Annotated in this window: 22 protein-coding genes and 1 tRNA gene; 13 read left to right on the forward strand and 10 right to left on the reverse strand. The window is 56.2% G+C overall.

All coding sequences use genetic code 11. The features are described 5' to 3' along the window. Positions 1 to 28: 28 nt before the first annotated feature. Both GOW92_RS09950 and GOW92_RS09955 read right to left on the reverse strand, forming a co-directional pair. Positions 29 to 1,261 (reverse strand): HlyD family secretion protein, encoded by a 1,233-nt coding sequence (locus GOW92_RS09950; RefSeq protein ID WP_170560350.1) that lies wholly within the window; start codon positions 1,259 to 1,261, stop codon positions 29 to 31. Between the two features lie 3 nt (positions 1,262 to 1,264). Next, positions 1,265 to 1,645: a hypothetical protein gene (locus GOW92_RS09955; RefSeq protein WP_170560352.1), complete on the reverse strand. Its 381-nt coding sequence runs from the start codon at positions 1,643 to 1,645 to the stop codon at positions 1,265 to 1,267. Between the two features lie 204 nt (positions 1,646 to 1,849). Here GOW92_RS09955 and GOW92_RS09960 point away from each other — a divergent pair, with 204 nt between their 5' ends. The 3 genes from GOW92_RS09960 to GOW92_RS09970 all read left to right on the forward strand — a co-directional run bounded on the left by GOW92_RS09960 (position 1,850) and on the right by GOW92_RS09970 (position 3,971). Continuing rightward, positions 1,850 to 2,917: an NAD(P)/FAD-dependent oxidoreductase gene (locus GOW92_RS09960; protein ID WP_170560354.1), complete on the forward strand. Its 1,068-nt coding sequence runs from the start codon at positions 1,850 to 1,852 to the stop codon at positions 2,915 to 2,917. Beyond that, the gene (locus tag GOW92_RS09965; RefSeq protein WP_170560356.1) at positions 2,914 to 3,567 is read left to right on the forward strand and encodes a DUF938 domain-containing protein; all 654 of its coding nucleotides are present in this window, start codon (positions 2,914 to 2,916) and stop codon (positions 3,565 to 3,567) included. The genes GOW92_RS09960 and GOW92_RS09965 overlap by 4 nt, the downstream gene beginning before the upstream one ends. 68 nt (positions 3,568 to 3,635) lie before the next feature. Further along, entirely contained in the window at positions 3,636 to 3,971 is a 336-nt protein-coding gene (locus GOW92_RS09970; RefSeq protein WP_170560358.1) for a carboxymuconolactone decarboxylase family protein, read from the forward strand. Between the two features lie 38 nt (positions 3,972 to 4,009). Here GOW92_RS09970 and GOW92_RS09975 read toward each other — a convergent pair whose 3' ends face one another. The 5 genes from GOW92_RS09975 to GOW92_RS09995 all read right to left on the reverse strand — a co-directional run bounded on the left by GOW92_RS09975 (position 4,010) and on the right by GOW92_RS09995 (position 12,281). Next, positions 4,010 to 6,517 (reverse strand): GcvT family protein, encoded by a 2,508-nt coding sequence (locus GOW92_RS09975; protein ID WP_170560360.1) that lies wholly within the window; start codon positions 6,515 to 6,517, stop codon positions 4,010 to 4,012. A gap of 137 nt (positions 6,518 to 6,654) precedes the next feature. Continuing rightward, positions 6,655 to 7,902: a hypothetical protein gene (locus tag GOW92_RS09980; RefSeq protein WP_170560361.1), complete on the reverse strand. Its 1,248-nt coding sequence runs from the start codon at positions 7,900 to 7,902 to the stop codon at positions 6,655 to 6,657. A 100-nt stretch (positions 7,903 to 8,002) separates the two neighbouring features. After that, entirely contained in the window at positions 8,003 to 9,409 is a 1,407-nt protein-coding gene (locus GOW92_RS09985) for an FAD-binding oxidoreductase (RefSeq protein WP_170560364.1), read from the reverse strand. Between the two features lie 24 nt (positions 9,410 to 9,433). Beyond that, positions 9,434 to 11,227: a gamma-glutamyltransferase gene (gene ggt, locus GOW92_RS09990; protein WP_170560366.1), complete on the reverse strand. Its 1,794-nt coding sequence runs from the start codon at positions 11,225 to 11,227 to the stop codon at positions 9,434 to 9,436. Between the two features lie 67 nt (positions 11,228 to 11,294). Continuing rightward, a complete protein-coding gene (locus tag GOW92_RS09995) occupies positions 11,295 to 12,281 on the reverse strand; it encodes a 2-hydroxyacid dehydrogenase (RefSeq protein ID WP_170560777.1) in 987 nt (328 codons plus the stop codon). Positions 12,282 to 12,419: 138 nt separating this feature from the next. On the opposite strand from GOW92_RS09995, the gene GOW92_RS10000 reads away from it, so the two are divergent. Continuing rightward, complete coding sequence (locus tag GOW92_RS10000; protein ID WP_438826311.1) at positions 12,420 to 12,941, forward strand: SH3 domain-containing protein; 522 nt, start codon at positions 12,420 to 12,422, stop codon at positions 12,939 to 12,941. Between the two features lie 10 nt (positions 12,942 to 12,951). On the opposite strand, the gene GOW92_RS10005 is transcribed toward GOW92_RS10000, so the two are convergent. Further along, entirely contained in the window at positions 12,952 to 13,860 is a 909-nt protein-coding gene (locus GOW92_RS10005; RefSeq protein ID WP_170560368.1) for a haloalkane dehalogenase, read from the reverse strand. A gap of 309 nt (positions 13,861 to 14,169) precedes the next feature. On the opposite strand from GOW92_RS10005, the gene GOW92_RS10010 reads away from it, so the two are divergent. From GOW92_RS10010 to GOW92_RS10040, 7 genes are all read left to right on the forward strand, one after another. Then, a tRNA-Gln gene (locus GOW92_RS10010) sits at positions 14,170 to 14,244 on the forward strand. A gap of 556 nt (positions 14,245 to 14,800) precedes the next feature. Then, entirely contained in the window at positions 14,801 to 15,880 is a 1,080-nt protein-coding gene (locus GOW92_RS10015) for a LacI family DNA-binding transcriptional regulator (RefSeq protein WP_254452970.1), read from the forward strand. Continuing rightward, the gene (locus tag GOW92_RS10020) at positions 15,877 to 17,232 is read left to right on the forward strand and encodes an ABC transporter substrate-binding protein (RefSeq protein WP_170560372.1); all 1,356 of its coding nucleotides are present in this window, start codon (positions 15,877 to 15,879) and stop codon (positions 17,230 to 17,232) included. The genes GOW92_RS10015 and GOW92_RS10020 overlap by 4 nt, the downstream gene beginning before the upstream one ends. Positions 17,233 to 17,289: 57 nt before the next feature. Further along, entirely contained in the window at positions 17,290 to 18,522 is a 1,233-nt protein-coding gene (locus tag GOW92_RS10025; RefSeq protein WP_170560374.1) for a carbohydrate ABC transporter permease, read from the forward strand. After that, the gene (locus GOW92_RS10030) at positions 18,522 to 19,730 is read left to right on the forward strand and encodes a carbohydrate ABC transporter permease (RefSeq protein WP_170560376.1); all 1,209 of its coding nucleotides are present in this window, start codon (positions 18,522 to 18,524) and stop codon (positions 19,728 to 19,730) included. Before GOW92_RS10025 ends, GOW92_RS10030 begins: the two co-directional genes overlap by 1 nt. Before the next feature lie 5 nt (positions 19,731 to 19,735). Further along, positions 19,736 to 20,983, forward strand: coding sequence for an MGH1-like glycoside hydrolase domain-containing protein (locus GOW92_RS10035; RefSeq protein WP_368040271.1), 1,248 nt, complete (start codon positions 19,736 to 19,738; stop codon positions 20,981 to 20,983). Beyond that, complete coding sequence (locus tag GOW92_RS10040; RefSeq protein WP_170560380.1) at positions 20,983 to 22,038, forward strand: ABC transporter ATP-binding protein; 1,056 nt, start codon at positions 20,983 to 20,985, stop codon at positions 22,036 to 22,038. Before GOW92_RS10035 ends, GOW92_RS10040 begins: the two co-directional genes overlap by 1 nt. 523 nt (positions 22,039 to 22,561) lie before the next feature. Here the strand turns inward: GOW92_RS10040 and GOW92_RS10045 are convergent. Next, positions 22,562 to 23,152 (reverse strand): TetR/AcrR family transcriptional regulator, encoded by a 591-nt coding sequence (locus GOW92_RS10045; protein ID WP_170560382.1) that lies wholly within the window; start codon positions 23,150 to 23,152, stop codon positions 22,562 to 22,564. Positions 23,153 to 23,253: 101 nt separating this feature from the next. Between GOW92_RS10045 and GOW92_RS10050 the strand changes: the two genes are divergently transcribed. Beyond that, positions 23,254 to 24,138: a DMT family transporter gene (locus GOW92_RS10050; RefSeq protein ID WP_170560384.1), complete on the forward strand. Its 885-nt coding sequence runs from the start codon at positions 23,254 to 23,256 to the stop codon at positions 24,136 to 24,138. An 11-nt stretch (positions 24,139 to 24,149) separates the two neighbouring features. Then, on the forward strand, positions 24,150 to 24,542 hold the full coding sequence (locus tag GOW92_RS10055) for an SAM-dependent methyltransferase (protein ID WP_170560386.1): 393 nt from the start codon (positions 24,150 to 24,152) through the stop codon (positions 24,540 to 24,542). Positions 24,543 to 24,546: 4 nt separating this feature from the next. On the opposite strand, the gene GOW92_RS10060 is transcribed toward GOW92_RS10055, so the two are convergent. Next, positions 24,547 to 25,581 carry an adenosine deaminase gene (locus GOW92_RS10060; RefSeq protein WP_217356540.1) on the reverse strand — a complete coding sequence of 345 codons (1,035 nt, stop codon included), beginning with the start codon at positions 25,579 to 25,581 and terminating at the stop codon, positions 24,547 to 24,549. Between the last annotated feature and the right edge of the window lie 110 nt (positions 25,582 to 25,691).

A 25,691-nucleotide genomic window follows, 5' to 3' on the forward strand; every position in this document is an offset into this window, starting at 1 on the left:
GGGTCTGAAATCGAAGCGCTTGAATGGATCAATGTCCTGTCAAAACCAACGTATTCACCGGCATCAGGATCAGACGCAAGCGCAAGCCAGCAGCATGAACAACACCTATTGTGTCGATCACATGCAAGGCGGCGGCATGCCAGAAGCCCAGATCTTCATGCTCAAGCCGTTCATGGTTATCGGTGTAGACATTGGCCAGACAGTTGCTGCCGGGCGGTATGTCATCGGCCATGTTTTTGTACAGCGGCTCCATATAGACCAAAATCGAGCCGGGCACCTTGTTGGCCTGGACATCGCGCAGCTCATCCGTGGGGCGTATCTGGCCCGACGGGATGACATCCTGCACCTCGACCACAACCATCGGAATGACAGTGAAGGGCTTAGTCATGCAACCCAGCTCTCCGATCATGCCCGGTTTGATGACCTGAGCGGCCATCTGATTGAACGCAGCCTGAAACCGGTCATGGCCCGAGTTTGACGGAACCAGAATACCAGCAGGTCGCAGCAAAGGACTAACATAGTCGCCCACCTGAAGGCCAAATTGCTCAACGCGACCGGTCACACCAGCGATGACTACTGTTTTGTCCAACTCGGTTAGCGCCGCATCAAGTTGTGCATTAGCACTGGCTAGCTGGGCGGGGATCAGTTCCTCGATCTGTTGCACGACTGCGGCACGGCGGGATTGCGACGCGGTCAGCTGCGCCTCACGCTCGGCAACAAGGTTTTCCAGACGATCGATTTCGGCCAACCGCACTGCGCTTGAACCTTCGTCGCGCAAGGTGGTGTTACGTTCCAGATCCTCAAGTGACTGATCCAATGCAGCACGCGCACCAGCGATACCTGCCTCGGCTTCGGCCAGATCGGTTTCGGCTACTTTCAGTGAGGCTTGAACTTGCGCAATCTGCGCATGTGCGGCCTCTACCTGTGCCGTCTGGGTAAAATCCTCGATCCGGAAAATTGGCTGCCCCGCAACAACCATTTGGTTGTTGGTGACGTAAACCTCGGACACACGCCCGCCAAGCTGTGGCAGGATCGTCACCGTACGGAAATAGGACGCCGCCGTCTTGCTGGCAGGGTGGAAGTAAAACAGCGTGGTGATCACTGTCAGCGCTAGAATGGCGCAGGTGGTCAGGCCCCAGCGCAGTTCATACCACATGGTGAACAGCGTGATTTCATGACCTATGCGTTTGCCCTGTACGTAGCGACGAAACAGGTAATCGGGCAGTACGGTGACAAGCGCGCACATCAGTGTCTCAAGCATTTTTTACTGCTCCTGCTGTGCGGTGGTCTGCGAAGGGGCTGCGGCGGCGGGGTCATCAGTGCTTTTATTACCCAGCGATCGGATCGCGTCCGCAATTGCCCGCAGGGGAGCCGCTACATCCGGGAACTGGAAGCCAGCCACCAGTATGGCCGCCACCCAGAACAAGCCGTTATGGGTAAATAGCGCCAACAGCGCCAGGATCCCGACGAGCTGAAACTGAGGATGGTTTGATTCATGCGCGATTTTTTCAGGGATCGAATGCAGGGTGAAATAGCCAACGCCAATCAGCACGATCACCAGAACGGTAAAAATAAACATGAAGGTTAGCAAAAAGTCACTGCCATCCGCCTGCGTGACGTAAGAGGGGATATGCCCCGTGGCCATTGGGTGAAGCTCTGCCGGTGTCACGTTTTTCTCCGATTCCGATGTTGGCCGCACTAAAGACAGGCCAATCTCTATGGTTCAAGTTTACATTGCGGAAATTACGCCTCTTTTCCAATAGTGTTACGCATGCGAAGCTCTGCGCATGAACGATAGCGGATCAAATTTCCATGCACTTAGGGGTATGCCCCCAGCGGAGTATCAAACATGATCGATTTCCTGATCATCGGTGGGGGTATCGCCGGCTTAAGCGCAGGCGCGCGACTGTCCGAACATGGACATGTCGTCGTCCTCGAAGCCGAAGACGCGCTGGGATATCACACATCCGGCCGATCGGCAGCATTGTTCGAAAAGGGCTACGGACCACAATCCGTAATGGCCCTGAATGCAGCGAGCGAGGCTTATCTACGATCGAATGGCTACCTGTCACCACGCGGGTTGTTGATGATCGCCGGGCATGATCAACGAGATGAGTTTCTTCAAGATCAAGCCGATCTTGTTCTTTCAGAAATCTCGGTCGAAGATGCCATCTCGCGAGTTCCAATACTAAATCCACGAACCGTTGGGTTTGCGGCGTCCAGTAGCGTGGCCTGTGACATCGATACCGACCGGATGATGCAAGATTTTGCGCGTGTGATCCGGGCCAACGGCGGCCTGGTGCTGCCCCGCCAAAAAGTTAGAAACATCACCAAATCTGGGCACTGGGTTGTCGAAGCCGGGCAAGCTTTTGAGGCTAGGGCTGTCATAAACGCGGCAGGAGCGTGGGTGGATGAGATTGCAACCTTGGCCGGCATCCCACCGATCGGCATAGAACCTCGCCGCCGATCAATGGCCCGCATCCCCGCCCCTGCAGCTCATGACGTGACTGGTTGGCCACTGATGTTGGGCGTCAACGAAGGTTGGTATGCCAAACCGGATGCCGGAAAGCTAATCGTTTCACCTTGCGAAGCAGACCCAACTTTCCCTCATGATGCCTATGCGGACGATATGGTTCTGGCCGAAGGTCTGGCGCGATACGAAGAGCACGTGACCGAGCCCGTCACAAGGGTCGAAGCCAACTGGGCAGGCCTCCGTAGTTTTGCGCCGGATGGTACGCTGGTTCTGGGCCCTGACCCTGCCGATCCGACGTTTATCTGGTCGGCAGCGCAGGGCGGGTACGGTTTTCAAACGGCTCCAGCCGCGTCGCAACTGTTGGCAGATTTAGTGGTAGGGGCGCGTTCAGATCTGGATGCAATTAGCGTTTCGGCGCTCAGACCGGAAAGGCTCCGTAAATGACCCAACGCAAGCTCCCTTCGAACGCCAGCGTAGCGACCGAGGCCGATGGGGGAAAGATGGTAGCACCAGCAGCCAGCCGGAATGCCGCTGCCCTTTGTGAATTGTTGGAACAGTTCGCGCCGAAGACGGGTAAAGCTTTGGAATTGGCCAGCGGTACGGGTCAGCATGTTGCGGCATTTGCCGAAAAGATGCCCGGCGTTCACTGGCAGCCCAGCGAGATTGAACCGGACCGGCGCGCCTCGATCAACGCATACGCAGAAGATATCGAGAACGTATCCCCTGCGATTGAGCTGAATGCGACAGCGCCTGGTTGGCATTCTCGCCACGGCGGACAGGACCTGATCGTGTTGATAAACCTGCTGCATCTGATCAGCTGGACCGAAGCAAAGATCATGATCACCGAGGCCGCACTAGCCCTGAATCCCAGCGGGCGTCTTGTTCTCTACGGACCGTTCATGCGCGCTGGAATTTTGACCAGCGAAGGCGACCGGAACTTTCACTCTGCGCTTATTCGGCAAGACCCTGAGATCGGTTACAAGGGCGATGTTGAAATTCTGGAACTGCTGCGTCAATGCAATCTGGCTTTGATTGAAATCGTAGAGATGCCCGCCAACAATCTGGCATTTGTCACTGAAAAAAGAGCCACCTGATCGAAATCAAGGCCCGCCTAGGTTCTTACACATATTCAGCGTTACATATATGTAAGGGACCAACACAAATGAACTGGCAAGAGAAGCTTTCGGATACGCGCAACAATCTGCGCAACCTCAACGCAGCAATCCCCAATACGGCGCGTGCATTCGGTGCGCTTGGAAAATCCGTCAAAGAAGGCGGTACGCTGGACTACAAAACCAAAGAGCTGATCGCCTTGGGCATGTCCATTGCCGCCCGCTGCGAGCCGTGTATCACTCTGCATACCGAAGCTTTGGTCAAAGCCGGAGCTGGCCGCGAGGAAGTGTCCGACGTTCTGGCCATGGCCATTCAAATGGGCGGAGGCCCGTCGATGATGTATGCCGCCAAAGCTCTGGAATGCTTTGACGAGCTTTCCGTGTAGCAAAGAAGGCCCCGGATTTTTCCAGGGCCTTCGTTTGATCAACCGTCCTTGCGGATAGTTTCGTTTTTCGGATCGTAGGGGCTATCGCAGGTCACGACCGCATCCCACAATTTGTCCTGAATCTTGACCCTCAGCTTAGTGCCTTCGACCGCCAACTCAGGCTTCACATAACCCATGCCGATGGATTTCTCGAAGGCCACCGAATAGCCACCCGAGGTCAAACGACCCACACGCTCACCTTCCGGTGTGTACAGTGCCTCACGGCCCCACGGATCGGCATCGCCCGGGCCGTCGATCAGCAGGGTGCAGCATTTCACGCGCACGCCGGTCTCTTCCAGCTTGGCTTTGCCGTAGAAGTCCTTGGACAGGTCGACAAAACGCGGTAGGTCGGCTTCCAGCGGGGTCGCGTCGCGGCCCAGTTCGGTGCCGAAGGCGCGATAGGATTTTTCCTGACGCAGCCAGTTTTGGGCGCGGGCACCGACCAGCTTCATACCATGTTTCTCACCGGCTGTTTCCAGCAGGTCGAACAGATAGTTCTGCATCTCGATCGGGTGGTGCAGTTCCCAGCCCAGCTCACCGGTATAGGCCACGCGGATTGCGTTGACCGGGCACATACCCAGTTCGATCTGACGGGCAGACAGCCACGGGAAGCGCTTGTTGGACAGTGCGGTTTCCGGATCGGCGTCCTTGATGACCTCTTTCAGAACGTCACGCGACTTGGGTCCCGCGATGGCGAAGACGCCCCACTGGGTGGTCACGTCCTGGATTTCGATGTAGCCGAACTCCTCCATCTTGTCCTCGGCCGCCTTGCGCAGATAGTCGGCGTCGTACTCGGTCCACGCACCGGCGGAGACGATGTAATAGTTGTTCTCACCGTTGCGGACGATGGTGTATTCGGTGCGGGTGGTGCCGTGCGAGGTCAGCGCGTAGGTCAGATTGATGCGACCGACCTTGGGCAGCTTGTTGCAGGTGAACCAATCGAGGAATTGGGTGGCGCCGGGGCCTTTGACGACGTGTTTCGTGAAGGCCGATGCGTCGATCAGGCCAACGCCTTCGCGGATTGCTTTGGCTTCTTCGACGGCATATTGCCACCAGCCACCACGGCGGAACGAGCGTGCGTCATGGTCGAAGTTCTCGGGCGCATCCAGCGGACCGAAGTAGTTCGGGCGCTCCCAGCCGTTAACCCAACCAAACTGGGCACCACGCGCTTTCTGACGGTCATAGGCCGGTACGGTGCGCAGCGGACGGCACGCCTCACGCTCTTCATCCGGGTGGTGCAGGATGTAGACGTGCTCATAGCATTCTTCGTTCTTGCGCGCCGCGAACTCGGTGGTCATCCAGTTACTGCTGTAACGTTTGGGGTCCAGCGACGCCATGTCAATCTCGGCTTCGCCATCAACCATCATTTGGGCCAGATAGTAGCCGGTGCCGCCCGCAGCGGTGATACCGAAGCTGAAGCCCTCGGCCAGCCACATGTTGCGCAGACCGGGTGCGGGGCCAACCAGCGGGTTACCGTCTGGGGTGTAGCAGATCGGGCCGTTGAAATCATCCTTCAGGCCGGATTCGGCGCAGGAGGGCACACGTTCGGCCATCGCCATGTACTGATCGGCAATCCGGTCCAGATCCAGTGGGAACAGGTCGGCGCGGAAGCTGTCGGGCACACCATGTTCGAACTGCGCAGGAGCGCCGTGTTCGTAGATACCCAGAATCCAGCCGCCACGTTCCTCGCGCGCGTAAGATTCATTGTCGGCATCCCGGACAACAGGGTGTTCGGGGTTGCCAGCTTCGCGCCATTTGACCAGCTCAGGGTCTTTGTCCATGACGATGAAGGTGTGTTCTACCGGGATCGCGGGCATTTTGATGCCCAGCATTTTGGCGGTGCGCTGTGCGTGGTTGCCCGATGCGGTCACGACATGCTCGGCAGTGATTACCACCTGTTCATCTGAAGGGACAAGGTTGCCGCCCTTCTCGACCATCTTGGTGCAGGTAACTTCCCAATGGGTGCCATTCCAATGGAACGCATCGGCCTGCATCTTGCGCACGATATCGACACCGCGCTGACGGGCCCCTTTGGCCATCGCCTGCGTCACGTCGGCAGGGTTAATGTAGCCGTCCTCGGTGTGGTAGATCGCACCCTTCAGGTCCGAAGTTTCGATCAGCGGCCAGCGCTCTTTGATCTGCTCCGGTGTCAGCCACTCATATGCAACATCACAGGTTTCCGCGGTGGACGCGTAGAGCATGTATTCGTCCATGCGCTCTTGCGTCTGCGCCATCCGCAGGTTGCCAACGACGGCGAAACCCGCGTTCAGGCCGGTTTCTTCCTCGAGCTGCTTGTAAAAGTCGACCGAGTACTTGTGGATGTGGGTCGTCGCGTAGGACATGTTGAACAGCGGCAACAGGCCTGCTGCGTGCCAGGTCGAGCCAGATGTCAGCTCGTCCCGCTCAATCAACATCACATCTTCCCAGCCTGCCTTGGCCAGATGATATGCAATCGAGGTGCCGACGGCACCGCCGCCAACGACCAGTGCTTTGACTTGGGTTTTCATAACCGGGCGTCTCCCCTTGAATTCAGTTGACACCATATGGCGCATTTGAGGGACCCGGCGCGACATTCATCCGACCAGTGATATAAAAAAAACGACCCGCGCGTGGCGCAGATCGTCAATTTTTGCTGTCAAAGGTTTCAGTTGCCTCCGACAGAACACCGTTTGCTGCTGCCCAGAGTTGCACAAGTTGACTTACCCGAGCTGCCCTTCCTGACTTTGACCTCGCGCGAAGGGGCGGCCTGTGGCGTGGATTCATCCACGTCAACGTTGGTGTGGGACACTTTGCTCATCAACCCCTTTAGGAACCCACCGATACCACCTGTGCTGGCCACTTCGGTTCCCGCCTCGCTCAGCGCGGATGCAAGCAGCAGGTTTTGGGTGCGAATGTAAGACAGTTGCGATAGTTCCTGATTTTCAAAAACTTCGCCATTGGTTATGTCCATGACGCCCTCAGAGCTAAAACCCGAACTGCTCAACGTGTTCACCAACACCGCGGTTACATCCAGATTTTTTAGCTTTTCCTGACCCATCTTAAGCTGCGCCAATTGCATCGTTTCATAAAGACCGTGCATTTCTTCTGCGATCTCGGGCTGTCGGAGCAGAGGGACTTCGATTCCGTTGCCAACAACCAAGGCTGGATGCGGTAGCATTGCGTTTAGGCCAGCATAATCGACCATACCAAGAAACTCCCGGATCGTCTCATCACTGGCATCTGCGTGAAGGCGAATGACTACCTCTTGATCAAAGCCGATACGGCCAGTGAAAGCGCGATAGTTAGACTCTTTGGTGTCATCCAGAAAATTGCCCGTTGTTTCGATGAAGGCTACACCATCGATCACGGCATAGCCTTGTTCGGCCTTCATCCCATCCAAAAACGCATCCTGCGCGCTCAGCGCTAGACCAGCCATTGTGTTTCGTGCCGCTTGCGGCTTGAGCGTAATATCCAGCCAGACCAGTTCGCCTGCTTTTTCGTAAACGGTGCCTGTCTCATCCAATTTACGAAGCACACCATCTTTTCCGGCAGTGTTGAGCCTTAGCAATTCGGCCGGGCCGCTGATTGAACTGACAAGAGGCGTTGGCCCGAACTCTGAAAGGACTCTGGAGACTGCCTTGGTCTCGGCATCGGTCAGGGCATATTGCACCCAACCATCCGGTGGCGATGGCAGATACGATTTTGCACCAGCGTCCCAGAGCTTTTGGCGCTCACGCGCAGCTTGTTTAATCTCACGCTCTTTTTGGCTTTGATCAAACCGCGCCGAGATGGTTTCAATGTATCCGCTGACCGAAAGCCCACCGCCCGACTTTTTATCCTGCTGAAAATAGTCAAGGCCCGCGACAACCAGACCAACAATTAACGCAAACCCAATGAACCTTAGCGCGCCCATTTTTGACCTCAAAATTTCTTACTTCTCACTTTAGTCCAAGGTAGCCGCAAAATTTGGCACCCTTGTGGCGTGGAAGCGGAAATTCCGCGGATGCGTGGTCCTATGGGTTTGGCAGAATCTTTCCGGGATTCATGATATTATCCGGGTCCAGTGCCGCTTTGATAGCAGCCATATACTTAACGCCCGGCCCAAGCTCCCTGACCAAATAGGGACGTTTACCCTGCCCGATTCCATGTTCGCCGGTGCAGGTTCCCTCCATCGAGATCGCCAGATCATTCAGCCATCCGACGAATTCGTCAGCTTTGCTGACCTCGTCCTCGTTTTGCATATCGATCAGCAGCAAACTATGAAAATTACCATCACCAACATGTCCAACCATCGGAGCCATCAAACCCATTTCCTGCGCTTTGTTCTGAGTCGCTGTGACACATTCCGCCAAACGCGAAATCGGGACACAGACATCAGTGGAAATACCGCGCGCGCCCGGACGCAGCTGCAGGCAGGCCCAATACATGTCATGCCGCGCCTGCCACAGTTTGTTGCGCTCCTCGGTCGTTGACGTTGCCGCGAAATCGGTCCCACCAAACTCTTCCGTGATCTGCCCAAAGGTCTCGGCCTGCTCGATCGCACCACTTTCAGACCCATGGAATTCTAATAGAAGCAGAGGCGTTTCTGGCAGGCTCAGACCAGAATAGGCGTTGGCGGCCCTGACCGACATCTCATCCAGCAGCTCGATCCGAGCCACTGGAACGCCATACTGGATCGTCATCATGACTGCCTGACAGGCAGCGTCCACAGTTGGGAACGAACAACGGGCCGAGGTGATCGCTTCCGGGATACCCTGCAGGCGCAAGGTGAGCTCGGTTATGATACCCAATGTCCCTTCGGCCCCGATCAGCAGTCGGGTCAAGTCATACCCGGCCGAAGACTTCTTCGCCCGGTGCCCGGTTCGGATGATCTGCCCATCAGGCATGACCGCCTCAAGGCTAAGGACATTGTCCTTCATCGTGCCATAGCGCACTGCATTGGTCCCCGACGCCCGCGTCGCCGCCATTCCGCCCAACGAGGCATTCGCGCCGGGATCAATAGGGAAGAACAGACCCTGATCGCGCAGATGGGAATTCAAGTCTTCGCGCGTCACACCGGGCTGCACAACGCAATCCAGATCACCCGGGTTTACACCCAAGACTTTGTTCATCTGGGTAAGGTCCACGGAAATACCGCCAGCAGGCGCGTTCACATGGCCCTCGAGCGACGTGCCGGTACCGAATGCAATCACTGGAACCTTATGCGTGGCGCAGGTTTTTACAATTTCGGAAACCTCTTGCGTGGAATGGGGAAAAACCACGGCATCCGGCAATTGGTTTTCAATCCATGTAGTCGTGTGGCCATGCTGTTCGCGAATAGCCTGCCCCGTCTGCAACCGGTCACCAAATTTTTGTTTCAGGATGCCGACAGTTGCCTCGATCCCCACTTCGTTTCGCGGCAAAGCAACTGCCTGTACCATGTCAGTCTCCTATGGTCCGCTGGGCTATTCGCCCAACGCAATTCCTTCACGACGTGGATCGGCGCCGCCGACCAGTACATCGCCGATCTCAATCGCGTGCAGGCCCGAGGTCAGGTCGCGCGGGTTCACTTCAAAACCCAACTCGATTAGCGGGTCCGAGAACCCTTCGGCGGCGGTTCCCACTTCGACATCATAAGTGCCAAAGCGATTGACGAGATGTGGCAGTGAAAGGGCTTGCTGCACATCCATGTCCCAATCCGCCCAGGCGATGATCGACTTGGCAACGTAGCCGATGATACGGCTGCCCCCCGGCGATCCGATAGCCAGAACAGGCGCGCCGTCTTGCATGACAATTGTCGGGCTCATGGACGAACGCGGACGTTTGCCTGGCTCCAGCCGGTTGGCAATTGGCACTCCGTCACTGTGTGTTTTGAACGAGAAGTCTGTAAGTTCGTTGTTCAGCAAAAATCCGTTTGTCATCAGCCGAGAGCCAAACCCGTTCTCAATCGTCGTCGTCATGGACAGAACGTTGCCATATTGATCAACGATCGAAATATGCGACGTCGAGGGCAACTCGATCGAAACATCGTCGGCCCAATTTGACGCATGATCAAATTCGGGATTGCCCGGTGCCACCTCTGTCAGGGCCGCTTCGCCACTTAACAGCGCGCCGCGGTCGGACAGATAAGATGGATCAACCAAGCCCTGCGTTGGCATGGGAACAAAGTCATGATCGGCCATGTAACGGCCGCGATCTGCGAAAGCCAGACGTGAGGCATCCCCGATCATGCGCCAGCTGTTTACATCTTCGGGACCCATTGCCGCCAGATCATAACCGTCCAGCATCCCCAATATCTGCCCGACGGTCAGTGCACCTGAAGATGGCGGGCCCATGCCGCAGACCTCATAGGTCCGATAGGACGCGCAAACCGGTTCACGCTCGATCACCTGATACAGTGCCAGATCAATTCCCGACAAAACGCCCGGGTTGCCTTCAGCATTGCGCACAGTGCTAACGATCCCAGCTGCAATTTCACCGCCATAAAATCCGGCCGAGCCTTCTTCGGCCAATATCCGCAGTGTTTCAGCATAATCCGGGTTGGTCAGGCGTTGCCCCTGCGCGAGTGGTTTGCCGTCAGGTAGAAAATACTCGGCGGTAACAGGAAAACGCGATAGTCGCTCGGCATCCTTCTCGACCAGGCTAGCAAGGCGAGGAGAAACCAGAAAACCGTCATCAGCCAAAGCGATACCGTCAGCAAACAGGCTTGGCCAAGGGCTGCGGCCCCAACGCCGGTGCGCCTCCTCCAGCAAGGCCGGGGTTCCGGGCGTGCCTACCGACAAGCCACCAACAACCGCATCAAAGAACTTCAGCGGCTCACCGTTCTCATCGTGAAATAGCCGGTGATCTGCTTCCAACGGAGCCGTTTCGCGCCCGTCCAGTGTCGTCAACTGGCCAGTTGCAGCGTCATACCAGACCAGAAACGCACCGCCACCAAGCCCGGACGACTGCGGTTCGACCAATCCGAGTACAACCTGAACGGCAACCATAGCATCAGCTGCCGACCCGCCTGCACGCAGAACTTTCGCACCTGCTTCGACTGCTAACGGATTTGCCGCTGCGACCATCCAGTTCTCGGATGTGACAGGCTGCCCTGCCATCTTGGCTTCAAGCGCAGCAACCACTTCCTCGGTAAGGCCTTGCACCTGCCCCTCGGACGCACCTTCTGGCGCAACCGCATCTGCCGTTTCCTGAGCAACCGATGACCCGGCCAGCGCCATCGCCGACACAAACACTCCCGAAATCAGACTTCGTTTCATAGTGTCCTCCTGAAAATTTGCGTATGTAAATTGGCACTGCCCGCATCAAATCACGGAAAACGCCTCATCAAAGCATTGCCGGCACCACCTGATCCGGCGGGCGGTGACCGTCCTCGAAAGTCTTGATATTTATAATAACTTTCTCGCCCATTTCGATCCGGCCCTCCAGCGTGGCCGACCCCATATGAGGCAGTAGCACCACGTTCGGCAACTGCCGCAGTCGTGGGTTCACATCCGTTCCGTGTTCGTAGACGTCCAACCCCGCCCCCGCAATATCACCCGAGCGTATCTGGCGGGTTAGCGCGTTTTCATCAATCACCTCGCCCCGCGACGTATTGACGATAACGGCTGTCGGTTTCAGCAATTTTAGTCGCCGCGCATTCATCAAGTGGAAGGTCGACGGTGTGGAAGGGCAATGGATCGATATCACATCCATCCGCGCAACCATCTGGTCGAGGCTTTCCCAATACGTAGCCTCCATTTCCTGTTCCGTTTCAGGACGAAGTCGGCGGCGGTTATGATAATGCACCTGCATACCAAAAGCGCTGGCGCGGCGCGCCACGGCCTGACCGATACGCCCCATGCCCAGAATACCTAGGCGCCGCCCGCCGATACGCCCACCCAACAAGGCATTAGGCGCCCAACCTGCCCAATCGCCTTGCTGCATGACGGTCAAACCCTCGGGAATTCGGCGAGTCACGGCAAGGATCAACGCCATGGTCATATCCGCCGTGTCGTCGGTCAGAACGCCCGGTGTATTCGACACTAAAATACCCCGCTGTCGCGCGGTGGCGACGTCGATATTGTCGACACCCGCCCCATAGTTCGCGATCAAGCGCAGGTTTTCACCCGCCTGCCCCAGCAAGCCACCATCGATCGTGTCGGTCACGGTTGGCACCAGAACATCAGCAGATTTCACGGCCTCAACCAATTCTTCGCGGGTCATCGGACTGTCACCGTCGCGCAACTGCACATCGAACAATTCGCTTAACCGGGTTTCAACCGCCTCGGGCAACCGTCGCGTAACGACAACACTCAGACGTTCTCTTGACACCTCTGCACTCCCACTGCTTTGCAAACCTTCGCGCGCCATGTCATCGTGGCGCAGGATAAGGCGGGGCACAAGAACCCCATAGGCATTGAGTCGACCTTTTTTCGAAGCAAGATCAACAGGCACAAGAGCAGACAGTAAGTGAGTGGTTTTCTACCCGTAAAACGCCTTGTTTCGGCGGCATTCGCTGTTTTCCTAACGGTGTTTGGTGGCTTGGCTGCCAGCGCGCAGGATAAACGTGGCCCCGTTACAAATTTACCCCTCCCACGGTTCGTTTCGATGAAAGCCGCCGAAGGCAATGTGCGCCGCGGCCCATCCCTGACCCACCGAATCGATTGGGTTTTCAAACGGCGCGGTATGCCGCTGCAGATCACCGCAGAATACGGGAACTGGCGCAGGGTTCAGGACCGTGACGGAGCAGGAGGATGGGTACATTATGCCCTTTTGTCAGGTGTTCGAACGGTGTTGGTCGACGCCGAATTGCTGACCGTTTACACAAGCCCCGACGCAAATGCGCCGATCAGCGCACAGTTTGAAACGGGCGTTGTCGCGCGCCTGGGAAGTTGTTCGCTGGACTGGTGCCAGATTTCTGCGGGCGGATATCGCGGCTGGGCGCAGAAAACAAACCTTTGGGGCGTCGACCCTGCCGAAATCCGAGAATAGCCTTTGCAGGTCAGGATGTACGCGCGATAAAATCGCAGGTCAGTTTGACCAGTTCCGGACCAACGTCTTCCTGCAAGAAATGGCCCGCATTCGGCAAGATCACATGGGGCTGCCCCACTGCTCCCGGGCACAGCTTTTGGAACACAGTATCAATCCCTGCCATGACCTGATCATCGGCCCCGAATGCGGTGAGAACAGGCGTCTGTAGCCCCCGGATCACTTCCCACGCCTGCCGGTTCGGACCCGAGGACGGATCGTCAGGCGTCGCCGGAACCAGCATCGGAAACTGCCGTGCCCCGGCCTTGTAACTCTCATCTGGAAATGGGGCGTCATAGGCTGCGATAACGTCTTCGGACATGGGCGAAACAGTTCCCCCTTTCAGAATACCACCTGCTGGGAATACCGGGACCTCCTGACTGAACTTGCGCCAGTTCTCGAAAGCAGCGCCCATTGGCTGATCGCCAGTCGGCAGCGCAGTGTTGGCAACGACGATACGCGCGAACCGATCCGGCATCTCGGCCCACAAACGCAGCCCGATCAGCCCACCCCAGTCCTGACAAACCAACGTGATGTTACGAAGGTTTGCCTTGCGCAGCCATTCAGCCATCCAGCCGACGTGCCGCTCATATGTGTAGTCGCTTCGTTCGGTTGGCTTGTCGGAGCGTCCGAATCCAATCAGATCCGGCGCAACAGCGCGATGACCATGTGCGGCGAATCCCGAAACCATATGCCGGTAAAGATAAGACCAACTAGGTTCACCATGCATCATCAATACGGGATCGGCATCGACCGGTCCTTCATCCACATAATGCACCCGTAATTGTCCGCCTTCGGTGTCATCCACTTGCGTGTAATTTGGTGCAAACGGGTAGTCTGAAAGGCCGTCAAACCGGGTATCTGGCGTACGTAAAAACTTCATGCTCTTCCTTTCAAATTTTTCCACCTCGGGTCGCCACACGGGACCTTCACGCACCTAACCTTTTGCGAACAATTGGGTTTCAGAACGCGCTTACCACAGGGACAGGTTCCAAGTACGCCCCATCGCGACACAAACCTCTTGGCAAAATCAAAGGACCCGATCACAGCAGAATTGAACACCACTCCTACAAAAACAAGCGGCTCTCAGATCTGTAATTGGCCCCTTTCGATTTTTTTCAAACCGCACTCATTTTTTTGTCGGAAAGGTCTTGAACCCGCCGATCAACAATCGTAGACAGCGCCTCACCGTTGGGGTGTAGCCAAGTGGTAAGGCAGCGGTTTTTGGTACCGTGTATCGTAGGTTCGAATCCTACCACCCCAGCCACCTTCTCCAGAAATTTTACCATACGGTATGAATCGCAACTTGTCCGGTTAGAATGCCAACTTTTGTCAGGCGAGAACGCAACTTTCAGCGGATTTGATGGTGGGCTCTCGGCCCATTTGGCTGATTTGAAAACTTCCAAAAACCAACGCGGCACATGCGGCCTAGTGGCTTAGACATCGGCACCTGGCCAAAAAGCGGAAGTTCGCTGCAATTGCGAATGAAGCAAGCCGGTCAGTGAAAAGCAGACATTGCGCACACGAGCTTCATCGAACCGGTATAATCCCTGACCTGACCGGTCGCCTCGAAAACGTTCAGCGGGCATCCTTTGCCAATCAAACAAGTAAAATTCCTCGAACTGTTAGAGAACAGGTGAGCATCGGAGCACCGGACATTTAGTGCGGTCAAAAGAGTAATCTGATGAGTTTTTCGATTTTTTTCATTGCCGAAACCGGTTTCGGAGCGAACAAATAGTGAAATGAGACCGAATCCCAGTCTACTGAAGCGCGAATCTTCGCTCCGTCGCGATCCCTCCTCCCGAAGGGTGAAGCTGGACGAGTTGGCTGATCACCTCGGTCTTTCAAAGAGCACCGTGTCGCGCGCTTTGAACGGGTATTCCGACATCTCAGACTCCACCAGAAAACGGGTCGAAACTACTGCAAGGAAGATGGGCTATCGCCCGCTTAGCCACGCGCAGGCGATCCGCACAGGGAAAGTGCGTGCAATTGCGATGGTCATTAACAGCGGGGAACCGGACCGGCATAATCCGTTTCTGCAGGACTTTCTGGCAGGCGCTTGCGAAGGTGCCAGCGCATTCGATTGGACGATGACTATCTCAACGGCCAAGTCCGAAGAGGATATGCTCAACGTTCTGGGGCGCCTTGTGGAAGAGCGCAAAGCGGATGGGTTTATTCTGCCCAGAACGGAAGTCGACGACCCTCGTATCAAGTATCTAAGTGCGTTGAATGTTCCATTCATACTCTACGGTCGAACAGGATACGGGCAGGCGGACACTTACAGCGATACATCTTGGTTTGATATCTCAGGTGAGACGGCAATCCGTAGCGCAGTCAGCCGTTTGAGCGGCTTTGGCCATCGTCGCATCGGCTTTGTCGGCAGCGATCCGAAATTCAACTACAGCCACCTTCGACGCGATGGCTATCTCGAAGGTCTGAGGGCCGCTGGCCTGCCCATCGATCCTGAACTGATCCGCGAGGGCGCGCGCACCCGTGATGAAGGAGCAATCCAGGCGCGAGCTTTGATGGAATTGCAGAATCCGCCGACCGGGATCGTTTTTGCGACTGATCTGGCGGCATTGGGATCATACACTGTTTGCGCCGAGTTTGGCCTGCAAATCGGTCAGGATGTCTCGATCCTTGGTTATGACGGCATACCCGAAAGCCAATACGTCAGCCCGGGTCTTACGACATTCAGCGTCGATTCACAGCGGGCTGGCGAACGCCTTGCTGAAATGCTCATACGGCAAACCCGTGGAGAAGCACCGGAAAGCCTGCGTGAGTTGGGCGAAGCCGTTCTTTTGGAACGGGAATCCGATGGACCACCGCGCCTGACACCTGAAGAGCTGGCACGAAAAATTACACAATTCAAAAATGGAAATCGGGGAGGAGACCGATCATGAAACTTACACCAAAGGCATCTCGACTGATGCTTGGCACATCGCTGGCGCTGGCCTTGGCAGCCGTGTCAGCACAGGCAGATACAATTCGTTTCTGGACAACTGAGGAGCAACCAGAGCGGCTGGCCAAACAACAGGAAATGGCGGACCAGTTCAAAGCGGAAACCGGCACCACCGTTGAGGTGATCCCGGTCACCGAGACCGATCTGGGCACACGAGCGACCGCAGCCTTCGCTGCAGGCGACCTGCCAGATGTGGTCTATCATCCGTTGCAATACGCCCTGCCTTGGGCCGAAGCAGGTATCCTTGACACCGAAGCTGCGACAGAAGTGATCGAAGAGCTGGGTGCCGACACATTTGCGCCTGGCGCGTTGGGTATGGCGGCCTTTAATGGTGAAACAGCCTCAGTACCGGTCGATGGTTGGACGCAAATGGTTGTCTACCGCAAAGACCTGTTTGACGAAGCCGGGCTGGATGCGCCCAACTCATTTGACAGCGTATTGGCTGCGCTGGAAAAACTGCACAACCCGCCGGAAATGTACGGCTTTGTTGCGGCGACCAAAGTTGATGAGAACTTTATGAGCCAGGTGCTGGAGCATGTGTTCCTCGCCAATGGCGTCTCGCCGGTTGGCGCTGATGGTTTCCAGCCACTGGATGAGGCCAAGACAACTGAAGTTCTGGACTTCTACAAAGCAATCTCAAAAGCGTCGCCTCCAGGTGAGCTGTACTGGAAGCAATCGCGAGAGCTCTATTTCGACGGCAAGGCCGCGATGATCATTTGGTCTCCCTTCATTCTGGATGAACTGGCCGGATTACGTGACAGCGCTCCGCCAACAATTAGCGACGATCCGACTTCAAGCGAATTGGCGAGCAAGACTGGAATCGTCACCAATTTCTCTGGCCCGTCCAACCCAGATGGCGCAGCCTGGGGTGATGTGCGGTATTTCGGTATTACCAACGATGCGGATACTGATGCAGCGATAGAATTCGTGAAATTCGCGATGGATGACGGGTACACACAAACTCTGGCAATTGCGCCTGAGGGAAAATTCCCTGTTCGTCGCGGCAACGCCGACAATCCGACAGCCTTTTCTGAAGCATGGGCCGAGCTGCCTGTAGGCGTTGACCGCAAGGCCCCCCTGGGTGAGCTTTATGACCAAGCGATGATCGACGAAATCGTGGGCGGTCTGGACGTTGCACAGCGCTGGGGTGTGGCTGAGGGTCAGTTGGCGCTGGCGTCAAAAATGATCAACAGTCAGGCCATCAACCGCATCGTCCGTCAGTACATTGATGACGAGATTGACGCGGCCGCGGCGGTGGCAGCCATGAACGACGAGCTGGCCAAAGTTCAGTAATCAACCAGCACCTGCAGCGGCGTTCGCGCCGCTGCTCGCAACCCTTCGAGGTATCCCATGTCTTCGGCCACCCCACCGACCGGAACCGGGGCTCTTGCCAAACGCGAGGCGCGTCTGGCCTGGGCGCTGCTGGCTCCGACCGTGATCAGCGTGTCGCTTGTGGTGATCCTGCCCTTGCTGGCGATCATCTGGATCAGCTTCAAGCCGTTTACCCTGTCCGACCTGCGCCCGCCTGCTCCGGTTGTCCGTGAAAGCCTGCGCGGCTCTGGTGACGATCTGCGGATCGAATACCGCCTGCGTAACTCCAGCCAGGAAATCGCCGTCGAAGGCGTGACCCTGAGTGATGTGCTGCCCGACGGCGTTGCTGTGGGCGAAGTCACGGCCCCCTGTGTTCTGGACGGGAAGGATTTGTTCTGCAATTTCGGAACCTTAGACGGCGGCCAGCGTGAGCGTATCCGCATCCCGGTCACGGTCGACGGCGATCCTGGCGCATTCGAGGAAATTGTTGAAGGATCCGAACCGCGCCTCACCGGCAGCGGCCCGAACGTTCTGACCAACTTTGAATTCAGCCTCGAAAATTTTGCCCGTGTCTTTGACGGCTCGGAGTTCTGGGGCGTGCTCTGGGTCACGCTGTTCTACACAGTCTTCGGCACGATTGGCGCCCTGGTCATGGGCTTGTTCGCTGCTTTGCTATTGAACAAAAGCTTTAGGGGTCAGGGGTTCATTCGTGGCCTCTACCTGTTCCCCTATGTCGCCCCTGTCATCGCCGTCGCATTCACCTGGGTGACGCTTTTCGACCCTTTCTCGGGCTCGGCAAACGCCTTGCTGGTGCAGATGGGGCTGAGTAGCGAGCCGATCAACTTCTTCGGTGAACGTCCGCTGGCGCTGATCATGGTCACAGTGTTCGAGATCTGGCGCTACTTCCCACTGTCCTTCCTGTTCATTCTGGCCCGGATGCAGTCCATCGATTCCAGCATGTACGAGGCCGCCGATATGGACGGGGCATCTCCGTTCCAAAAGTTCTGGCTGCTGAGCATCCCACAATTGTTGGGCATTCTGTCAGTACTGTTCCTGCTGCGCTTCATTTGGACGTTCAACAAGTTCGACGACATTTTCCTGCTGACCGGCGGCAATGCGGGCACCCGCACGCTGACCGTCAACGTCTATGAACAGGCTTTTGCGATCTCGAACATCGGTGCAGGTGCAGCGGTGGCCGTAGTGATCCTGGTGTGCCTGATCGCCTTCAGCTTTGTCTTCTTCCGCTTCATCAGCCGTGAGGAGGGTCTGTGATGCGCAAAGGGTATCTTACTGCGCCGGTTCTGGGCGCGCTGTGGCTTGTAGTGGTCGCCACCACCGTTGCCATCACCATGTCGTTTTCAACCGGGGCCGCTTTTCGCCCGCAAGTCCTGCTCTGCCTGATCTGGGGCGCAATTGCCGGGCTGGTGTATGTCCGCTTTCCCGCGCAGCGTGCGCCGGCCCGCCTCGGCATATCAGCGTTGTTGGGCCTGTCTGGGTTGACCGGGTTTGGCCCGGTTCTGATCGGTTCGGACACATCCCTGCAGGCTGTTGCGGTCACAGTTATCGCCATGGCCGTCGTCATGCACCTTTCCTTGGCGGCGATCCTGAAAGAAACGCCATTTGGAGAGCTCACGCGCCATGAATACGAAGAGGCAGTGATCCGCTTCTGCACAGGGTTCGGGTACATATTCTTCACAGCAATCGTCGTGATCCCGTTCTACGTGATGGTCATGACCAGCCTGAAATCTCAGCAGGCATTGTTGCAGAACCCGTTAGACTTCTCGGTCGACCTGTCTCAGGGCACCGAACTTTTCCGCAGCTACACCGAACTGTTCCGCGATTTCAATTTCGGTACATACCTATGGACCTCGCTGTACGTCTCGGTCCTGACGGTATTCATCACGCTTCTGTTCAGCGTGCCCGGAGCTTACGCGGTGGCGCGGTTCCGGTTTCAGGGTCAAAAGGCGTTCTCGCGTTCGATCTTGTTGATCTACATGGTGCCGATGATCGTTCTGGCACTCCCGATCTATATCGCCTTCTCACTGACCGGGCTGCGCAACTCGATCCTCGGGATTGTCATGATCTATCCGGTCACCACTATCCCGGTGGCACTGTACATGCTGCAAGGATATTTCCGGGGTTTGCCGACCGAGGTGGAGGAGGCCGGATTGATGGACGGGTTGTCGCGTCTGGCGGTGATCTGGAAGATCACCCTGCCCCTCAGCCTGCCGGCACTGGCATCGGTCTCGCTCTATGTCTTCATGATCGCTTGGAACGAATTCCTGCTGGCCTTCATGCTGCTGGATGACCCGTCGAAATTCACTCTGACCCGAGGGGTCACGATGCTGAACTCCTCAGAAATTCCCCGTCAGCACCTGATGGCCGGTGCCGTGATCGCCACCGTTCCGATCATGGCGCTGTTCCTGGGGCTTGAACGTTTCATGACCAAGGGCCTCACAGCGGGGTCTGTCAAAGGATGACACAGATGAACCAACATACGAACCCTGACCGCGAGGCGCGCAATATCCTGATTGCCAACGATCGCGGCGGCTACACCATCCCGACCGAAGGTCTGTACCCATACCAGTGGAACTGGGACAGCGCGATTGCCGCGCTTGGCTTTGCCCAGTTCGACCTCGACCGCGCCTGGACTGAGATCGAGACGCTGTTCACCGGGCAATGGGCAGATGGCATGGTTCCGCATATCCTTTTCCACCAGCAGGATGAAGGGTATTTCCCCGGTCCCGATGTTTGGGGATGCAATGGCCCGATCCCGTCTTCGGGCATCATCCAACCCCCCATTGCTGCGACCATGGCACGTAAAATCTGGGAACAGGATACCGCGTTTGGGGATACTCGCGTGAAGGAGCTATTCCCTAAACTGTTGGCGTGGCATCGTTGGATCATGAAATGGCGCCTTGATGAATTCGGTGCCGTTTGCACGACCCATCCGTGGGAGGCAGGTCGCGACAACGCCCCTGATTGGGACAACTCCATGGCGCGCATGGATGCGTCGGATGTTGGGGAATACCAGCGCCGCGACACCAGCCACGTAAACAGCGACGACCGGCCTACAAAGTTCGATTACGACCGATACATCAAGCTGGTTCAGATCGGCAGAGATGCGGGATGGGACCAGCAAGCCCTATTGTCCCTGAACCCGTTCCGCGTTGCGGACCCGACGATGACCTTCACCACATTACGCGCCGCCCGGGATTTGCTGGTGATCAGCGAAAAGCTCGGGCTGGAGGCTGAGGGCTTGATTGCGGATATTGAGAAGCTGGAATCCGGCGCGCGCTCGCTTTGGAACGAGGACCTTGGGAGCTTCGACTCCCGTGACGCGCATACCGGGGAGATGGCCGACAGTATTTCCAACGCGTCATACTTGTGTTGGTACGCTGGCATGGAGTCCGATCGGATGCTTAAGGGATTGAAATCAGTTCTGGAAACTGTGCCTTACCCCGTTCCTAGCTATGATCCGGATATGCCGAAATTCGACGCACGTCGATACTGGCGAGGTCCGACCTGGGCCTTCATGAACATGATGATCGGGTTTGGCCTGGCGGATATGGGGCATGCACAACAGGCAGAACAGCTGCGCCAGAAAACTGCCGAATTGATATCCGGTTATGGGTTCGCAGAATACTTCGACCCAAAAACCGGCAGCCCTGCGGGTGGCCAGGCATTCACGTGGACAGCCGCTGTCTGGCTTCACTGGGCAGGGAGGGCCTGATGGGTAGCATCGAACTAAAGTCAGTCGAAAAATGGTTCGGCTCTGCGCAAGTCATCAAGGGCGTAGACCTCAAGATTGATGAAGGTGAGTTCACTGTCTTCGTCGGCCCGTCCGGCTGCGGAAAGTCTACCTTGCTGCGTATGATTGGTGGGCTTGAAGATATCTCGCGTGGCTCTCTGTTGATCAATGACAGCGATGTCACGGATCATCCGCCCTCGAAACGCGGGCTGACGATGGTGTTCCAGTCCTATGCGCTGTACCCGCACCTGACGGTTGCTGAGAACATGGGGTTCTCGCTGAAAGTTGCGGGTGTTCCCAAGGCCGAGATAGCCGAACAGGTCAACCGGGCCGCAGAAGTTCTCAAGCTGGGACCGTTTCTGGAACGCAGGCCAAAAGACCTGTCCGGCGGTCAGCGGCAGCGGGTGGCCATTGGCCGGTCCATCGTCCGCGACCCCACGGCGTTTCTGTTTGACGAACCGCTGTCCAACCTCGATGCAGCGCTTCGGGTTGAGATGCGGTATGAGATCGCCAAGCTTCACCAAAGCCTCAAGCGTACGATGATCTATGTTACGCATGATCAGGTTGAGGCAATGACACTCGCCGATCGCATTGTTGTTCTCGAGTACGGCAAAATCGCCCAAGTCGGTACGCCACGTGAACTTTATGAGCGTCCTGCCAACCTGTTCGTGGCCCAATTCATCGGCAGTCCAAAGATGAATATCCTGCCCTGCACGACTGAAGGCGGCACTTACAAGCTTGAGCACGGTCGCGGTGGTGAGTTCGATCTATCCGGAAACGCAACCAAACTCGGCGTACGGCCTGAGCATATTGAGGTGGTCGCAGCTGGTGATGGTCAAAGCGACGGAACTATTGAGGTAATCGAATATTTGGGCGCAGATACTTTCCTAATCGTTGATCGTGGCGGCGAAGAAAAAGTTACGGTCCGACTAAATGGAGATACGGACCTAAAGCCTGGGGCGACGATTGGTCTGCGCTTCCCGACCGACAAACTACACTTTTTTGATGAAAACGGGCAGGTTCTGGGGCTTGGATAGCAAATCCACCGATCAGACACATCGGATATCTCAAAGCCCATAGGTTTCTGCGTACTACTCTGAAGGACCGAAGCCCGGTCCTTCGTTAGACTAGATCCAATAACATCAACGACCTTCATCTTTACGAAGTCGCAACCGCGCAACTTGCTATCGATTGTCATGTTGAACAGCGCGAGGTCGCGATAGTTCTCTGCCAGTTCAAACCGTATCCGGATTGCACAGTCATGCTTACGTTTCAGTGGCCGCTTCTGACCTACTAAGCGGCCCTTGTTCCAGGCTGGCCGAAGTGCGCAAATGGCAGGAAGACTTGGTATTTTCCATGACTGATCCTCTGATCCGCCATGCCCACCCAAAACGACAACCCGACGTTGACACAGACCTCATACCACAGGATGCCGCGCTGCTTCCGATGTCAGGAACCAATCCATAGCTGACATTCATCGCCGAGCTTAGCGAACTCCGAGATGTGGATAATTCTGGCCTCCAGCACCTGATACAAAACCCACTTCTACTTCCGGGTTTATCATTGCGTGGTGATGCCAGAAAGGAAGACTTGTGTTGCCCTTGCTGCATGATCCTCAAGTTCCGCGTTGGTTGGATGGCGCACGTCCAACAGGGCCTCATCCTGAAATGCGAACAACATGGCAGTCCATAAGCGGATCATGTGGGCAGGATCATGGATTTGAAGCCGCTCGGTGAAGAACCGCCGCAATCGCTCTTCGGTTCCGGCGGGGCCGACCGAGAAGAAAGCCTGAATCATCTCAGGGGCACGGGCACTCTCCGAGACAAGCAAACGGAAGGTGCACAGGTGTTCTTTGGTCAGGTGGGCCTGCATGAAACTGACGGCAAAGCGGCGCAGCGCCTCCTGGGTGTCGGGAAGGTCGAGATGATCGCTTGCGTTGTCATCATGCCTTGCACCCATCGCTTTCAAGGTTTCACGGAACAGGTCAGCCTTGGACGGATAATAGCGATACACCGTTTGCTTGGTCACACCGGCCTGCGCGGCAATAGCGTCCATGTTGGCGTCTGAAAACCCGTCAGTCAAAAACGCTTGTTCCGCAGCCTCAAGGATGGCGTGGCGCTTTTGCTCTCGTTTAGCTTCCATTTTGCCCATGAGCTGGCCCTTCAAGTAATCATACCAATAAGTATGACAATATTGACTCCACCTCAAGAATCATTATGCATACTCGCCAGTATGATTTTAGGAGCCGCAACATGACCGACACGTCAATCCGCTCACCATTCGGTAGTGCCCAGATGACAGGCGTCCTGATCGCTCTGGCCGGGGCCACGCTGATGAGTTTCGACGCGATCTTCATTCGCCTGTCCGGCGTGAGTGGCTTTGACACGGCCTTTCTATTTGGCCTGTTCACTGCCCTATCCATGTCGATCTTCATTCAACTGCGCGAGGACAAGCGGCTGATCGGAACACTTAGGGCAAGTGGTTGGCCCGTCATCGTTTCAGGCCTACTGATGCTGGGAAGCGCGACTACTTTGATCTTCAGCCTCAAGAACACCTCGGTCGCCAATGCCATCGTAATCCTCAGCACATCCCCCGCCTTGGCCGCGTTATTCAGTTGGGTCTTTCTGGGTGAGGTGACACGACGCGCCACCTGGATCGCCATTGCAGCGGTGATGGTCGGCATTGCCATCGTCGTGTCCGGTTCGTTCGGATCAGGTAACCTTCTTGGAGATGCACTGGCGCTGATCGCGGTCAGCTTTGTCTCGCTGAACATGGTGCTTTTGCGTCGATTTCAGGCTGTGAGCCGCATGGCGAGTGTCGGCATGGGCGGTTTATTTCTTGCCATCGTGATGGTGTTCCTGGCGACACCGTCGACCTATAGCGCAAGCACTTGGGCGGTCATGGCCGTGATGGGATTGTTCACTGCGCCGTTCGGGAGGGTCCTGTCGCAAGTGGCCACCCGATACATCACCGCACCCGAGGTGGGCATGATCCTAATGGCCGAGGCGGTTCTGGCCCCGCTTTTCGCCTATGGGGTCTTCGGGGAAATCCCGCCACTGGTCAGTTTTGCAGGCGGGGGCGTCATCCTTGTGACACTGCTGACTTACACCATGCTGGCAAACAGACCTTCGAAGTGAACGGGCAGACAATGACATTCGATCTGACGTTCATCGGCCATATCGAAACCCCGTTTCAGTCGTTGGGCGATTGCCCGAACAATGTGCAGGCCGATGGCCCACGATGCGATATCGTTTTGGGTTCTCGGTTTGCACAAGGGCTTTTAGGCCTGGAAACCGGGCAAACTATCCTCGTGCTTTACTGGCTGGAAGGCGTTGATAGGAACCTGCTTATTCAGCATCGGGGCGGCCGGAGCGATAGCATCCCGCGTGGCGTCTTTGCACTGCGCTCTCCTCACCGCCCCAACCCGATTGCAGCGGCGCGCGTCCAGATCGAAGCGATCACGGACGGGCGCGTCAAGGTAAGGGGCATGGATTGTCTGAACGGGACCAGGCTGCTCGACATCAAACCGGACACGAAGTGATGCCCTATTGTCTGGACGATGAACCGGATGAGCTCATGGTTCTTTGCAGCGTTTCGACCTGATGGTCGATCCTGTCCAACTGCGCCTGTTTTTCGGAGGCGCTCAAGAACGAAGCAGCAAAGGAATTCTTGGCTAATTGGATGACGTCTTTTTCGCTGAGATTCAAGCTCTTCTGAACGGCGCGATAATTGTCATTGATATAGCCGCCGAAATAGGACGGGTCATCCGAGTTGATTGTTACCAAAAGACCTTCATCCAACGCCTTTTTGACCGGGCTCTTGGTCAAATCCGGGATAACTTTGAGCCGCCAGTTGGAAATAGGGCACATTGTCAGCGGAGTTTTCTGACGAGCCAAGCGCGACACCAGCGCTGGATCATCCAGAGCTTGGTTTCCATGATCCACACGCTCTATCCTGAGCAGGTCGAGCGCTTCCTTGACGTTTTCCGACGTGCCTTCTTCGCCCACATGGGCAACGGGCACAAACCCCTCTTCCCGCGCCGCCTTGAAAACACGCTCAAAAGTCGCAGGAGGGATGCCACGTTCTGTGCTGTCCATGCCGAAACCGTGGATGTGCTCTTTATGCTTCTTCGCGCATTCCAAAGCGGTGAAAGCATGCTCTTCGGGTAGGTGGCGCACGATGCACATGATCAGCTTGGACGAAATACCGAACTCCTTTGCCCCTGCCTCAAGCGCGCGTGTGATCCCCTCGACAACAGTTTCAAAGGCGACGTTTCTGTCCATATGCGGCTGGGGGTCAAAGAACAGTTCAACATGAGTCAGACGGTCTGCATGCACGCGGGTCAGGTAAGCCCAAGTCAGGTCAAAGAAGTCCTGCTCGGTAACAAGCACGGACATTCCGAGGTAGTACAGATCCAGAAAATCTTGGAGGCAGTCGAACTCGTAAGCTCTTCGCACGTCCTCGACCGTCTTATAGGGCAGCGTTACTTTATTTCGACGGGCAAGCGTCAGCATCATCTCGGGCTCCAAGGTCCCTTCGATATGAACATGCAGTTCTGCTTTGGGCAGATTATCGATCAAAGCGTTCGCTAAATTGCACATTTCACACGGCCCCCAATTTACCTTTCCGAAAAGGTATAATGATCATTTACCTTTCTGTAAAGGTAAATTACGCTTGAGGGCGTAATAAG

This window comes from Ruegeria atlantica, from assembly GCF_013032505.1.
Lineage (GTDB): Bacteria > Pseudomonadota > Alphaproteobacteria > Rhodobacterales > Rhodobacteraceae > Ruegeria > Ruegeria atlantica_F.

Coding starts and splice junctions, on each gene's coding strand:
- GOW92_RS10035 (WP_368040271.1), top strand. CDS start 19,736: ATGAACCAACATACGAACCCTGACCGCGAGGCGCGCAATATCCTGATT.
- GOW92_RS10030 (WP_170560376.1), top strand. CDS start 18,522: ATGCGCAAAGGGTATCTTACTGCGCCGGTTCTGGGCGCGCTGTGGCTT.
- GOW92_RS10045 (WP_170560382.1), bottom strand. CDS start 23,152: ATGGGCAAAATGGAAGCTAAACGAGAGCAAAAGCGCCACGCCATCCTT.
- GOW92_RS09975 (WP_170560360.1), bottom strand. CDS start 6,517: ATGAAAACCCAAGTCAAAGCACTGGTCGTTGGCGGCGGTGCCGTCGGC.
- GOW92_RS09950 (WP_170560350.1), bottom strand. CDS start 1,261: ATGCTTGAGACACTGATGTGCGCGCTTGTCACCGTACTGCCCGATTAC.
- GOW92_RS09955 (WP_170560352.1), bottom strand. CDS start 1,645: ATGGCCACGGGGCATATCCCCTCTTACGTCACGCAGGCGGATGGCAGT.
- GOW92_RS10025 (WP_170560374.1), top strand. CDS start 17,290: ATGTCTTCGGCCACCCCACCGACCGGAACCGGGGCTCTTGCCAAACGC.
- GOW92_RS10050 (WP_170560384.1), top strand. CDS start 23,254: ATGACCGACACGTCAATCCGCTCACCATTCGGTAGTGCCCAGATGACA.
- GOW92_RS09980 (WP_170560361.1), bottom strand. CDS start 7,902: ATGGGCGCGCTAAGGTTCATTGGGTTTGCGTTAATTGTTGGTCTGGTT.
- ggt (WP_170560366.1), bottom strand. CDS start 11,227: ATGAAACGAAGTCTGATTTCGGGAGTGTTTGTGTCGGCGATGGCGCTG.
- GOW92_RS09985 (WP_170560364.1), bottom strand. CDS start 9,409: ATGGTACAGGCAGTTGCTTTGCCGCGAAACGAAGTGGGGATCGAGGCA.
- GOW92_RS09970 (WP_170560358.1), top strand. CDS start 3,636: ATGAACTGGCAAGAGAAGCTTTCGGATACGCGCAACAATCTGCGCAAC.
- GOW92_RS10040 (WP_170560380.1), top strand. CDS start 20,983: ATGGGTAGCATCGAACTAAAGTCAGTCGAAAAATGGTTCGGCTCTGCG.
- GOW92_RS09965 (WP_170560356.1), top strand. CDS start 2,914: ATGACCCAACGCAAGCTCCCTTCGAACGCCAGCGTAGCGACCGAGGCC.
- GOW92_RS10005 (WP_170560368.1), bottom strand. CDS start 13,860: ATGAAGTTTTTACGTACGCCAGATACCCGGTTTGACGGCCTTTCAGAC.
- GOW92_RS10055 (WP_170560386.1), top strand. CDS start 24,150: ATGACATTCGATCTGACGTTCATCGGCCATATCGAAACCCCGTTTCAG.
- GOW92_RS09960 (WP_170560354.1), top strand. CDS start 1,850: ATGATCGATTTCCTGATCATCGGTGGGGGTATCGCCGGCTTAAGCGCA.
- GOW92_RS10020 (WP_170560372.1), top strand. CDS start 15,877: ATGAAACTTACACCAAAGGCATCTCGACTGATGCTTGGCACATCGCTG.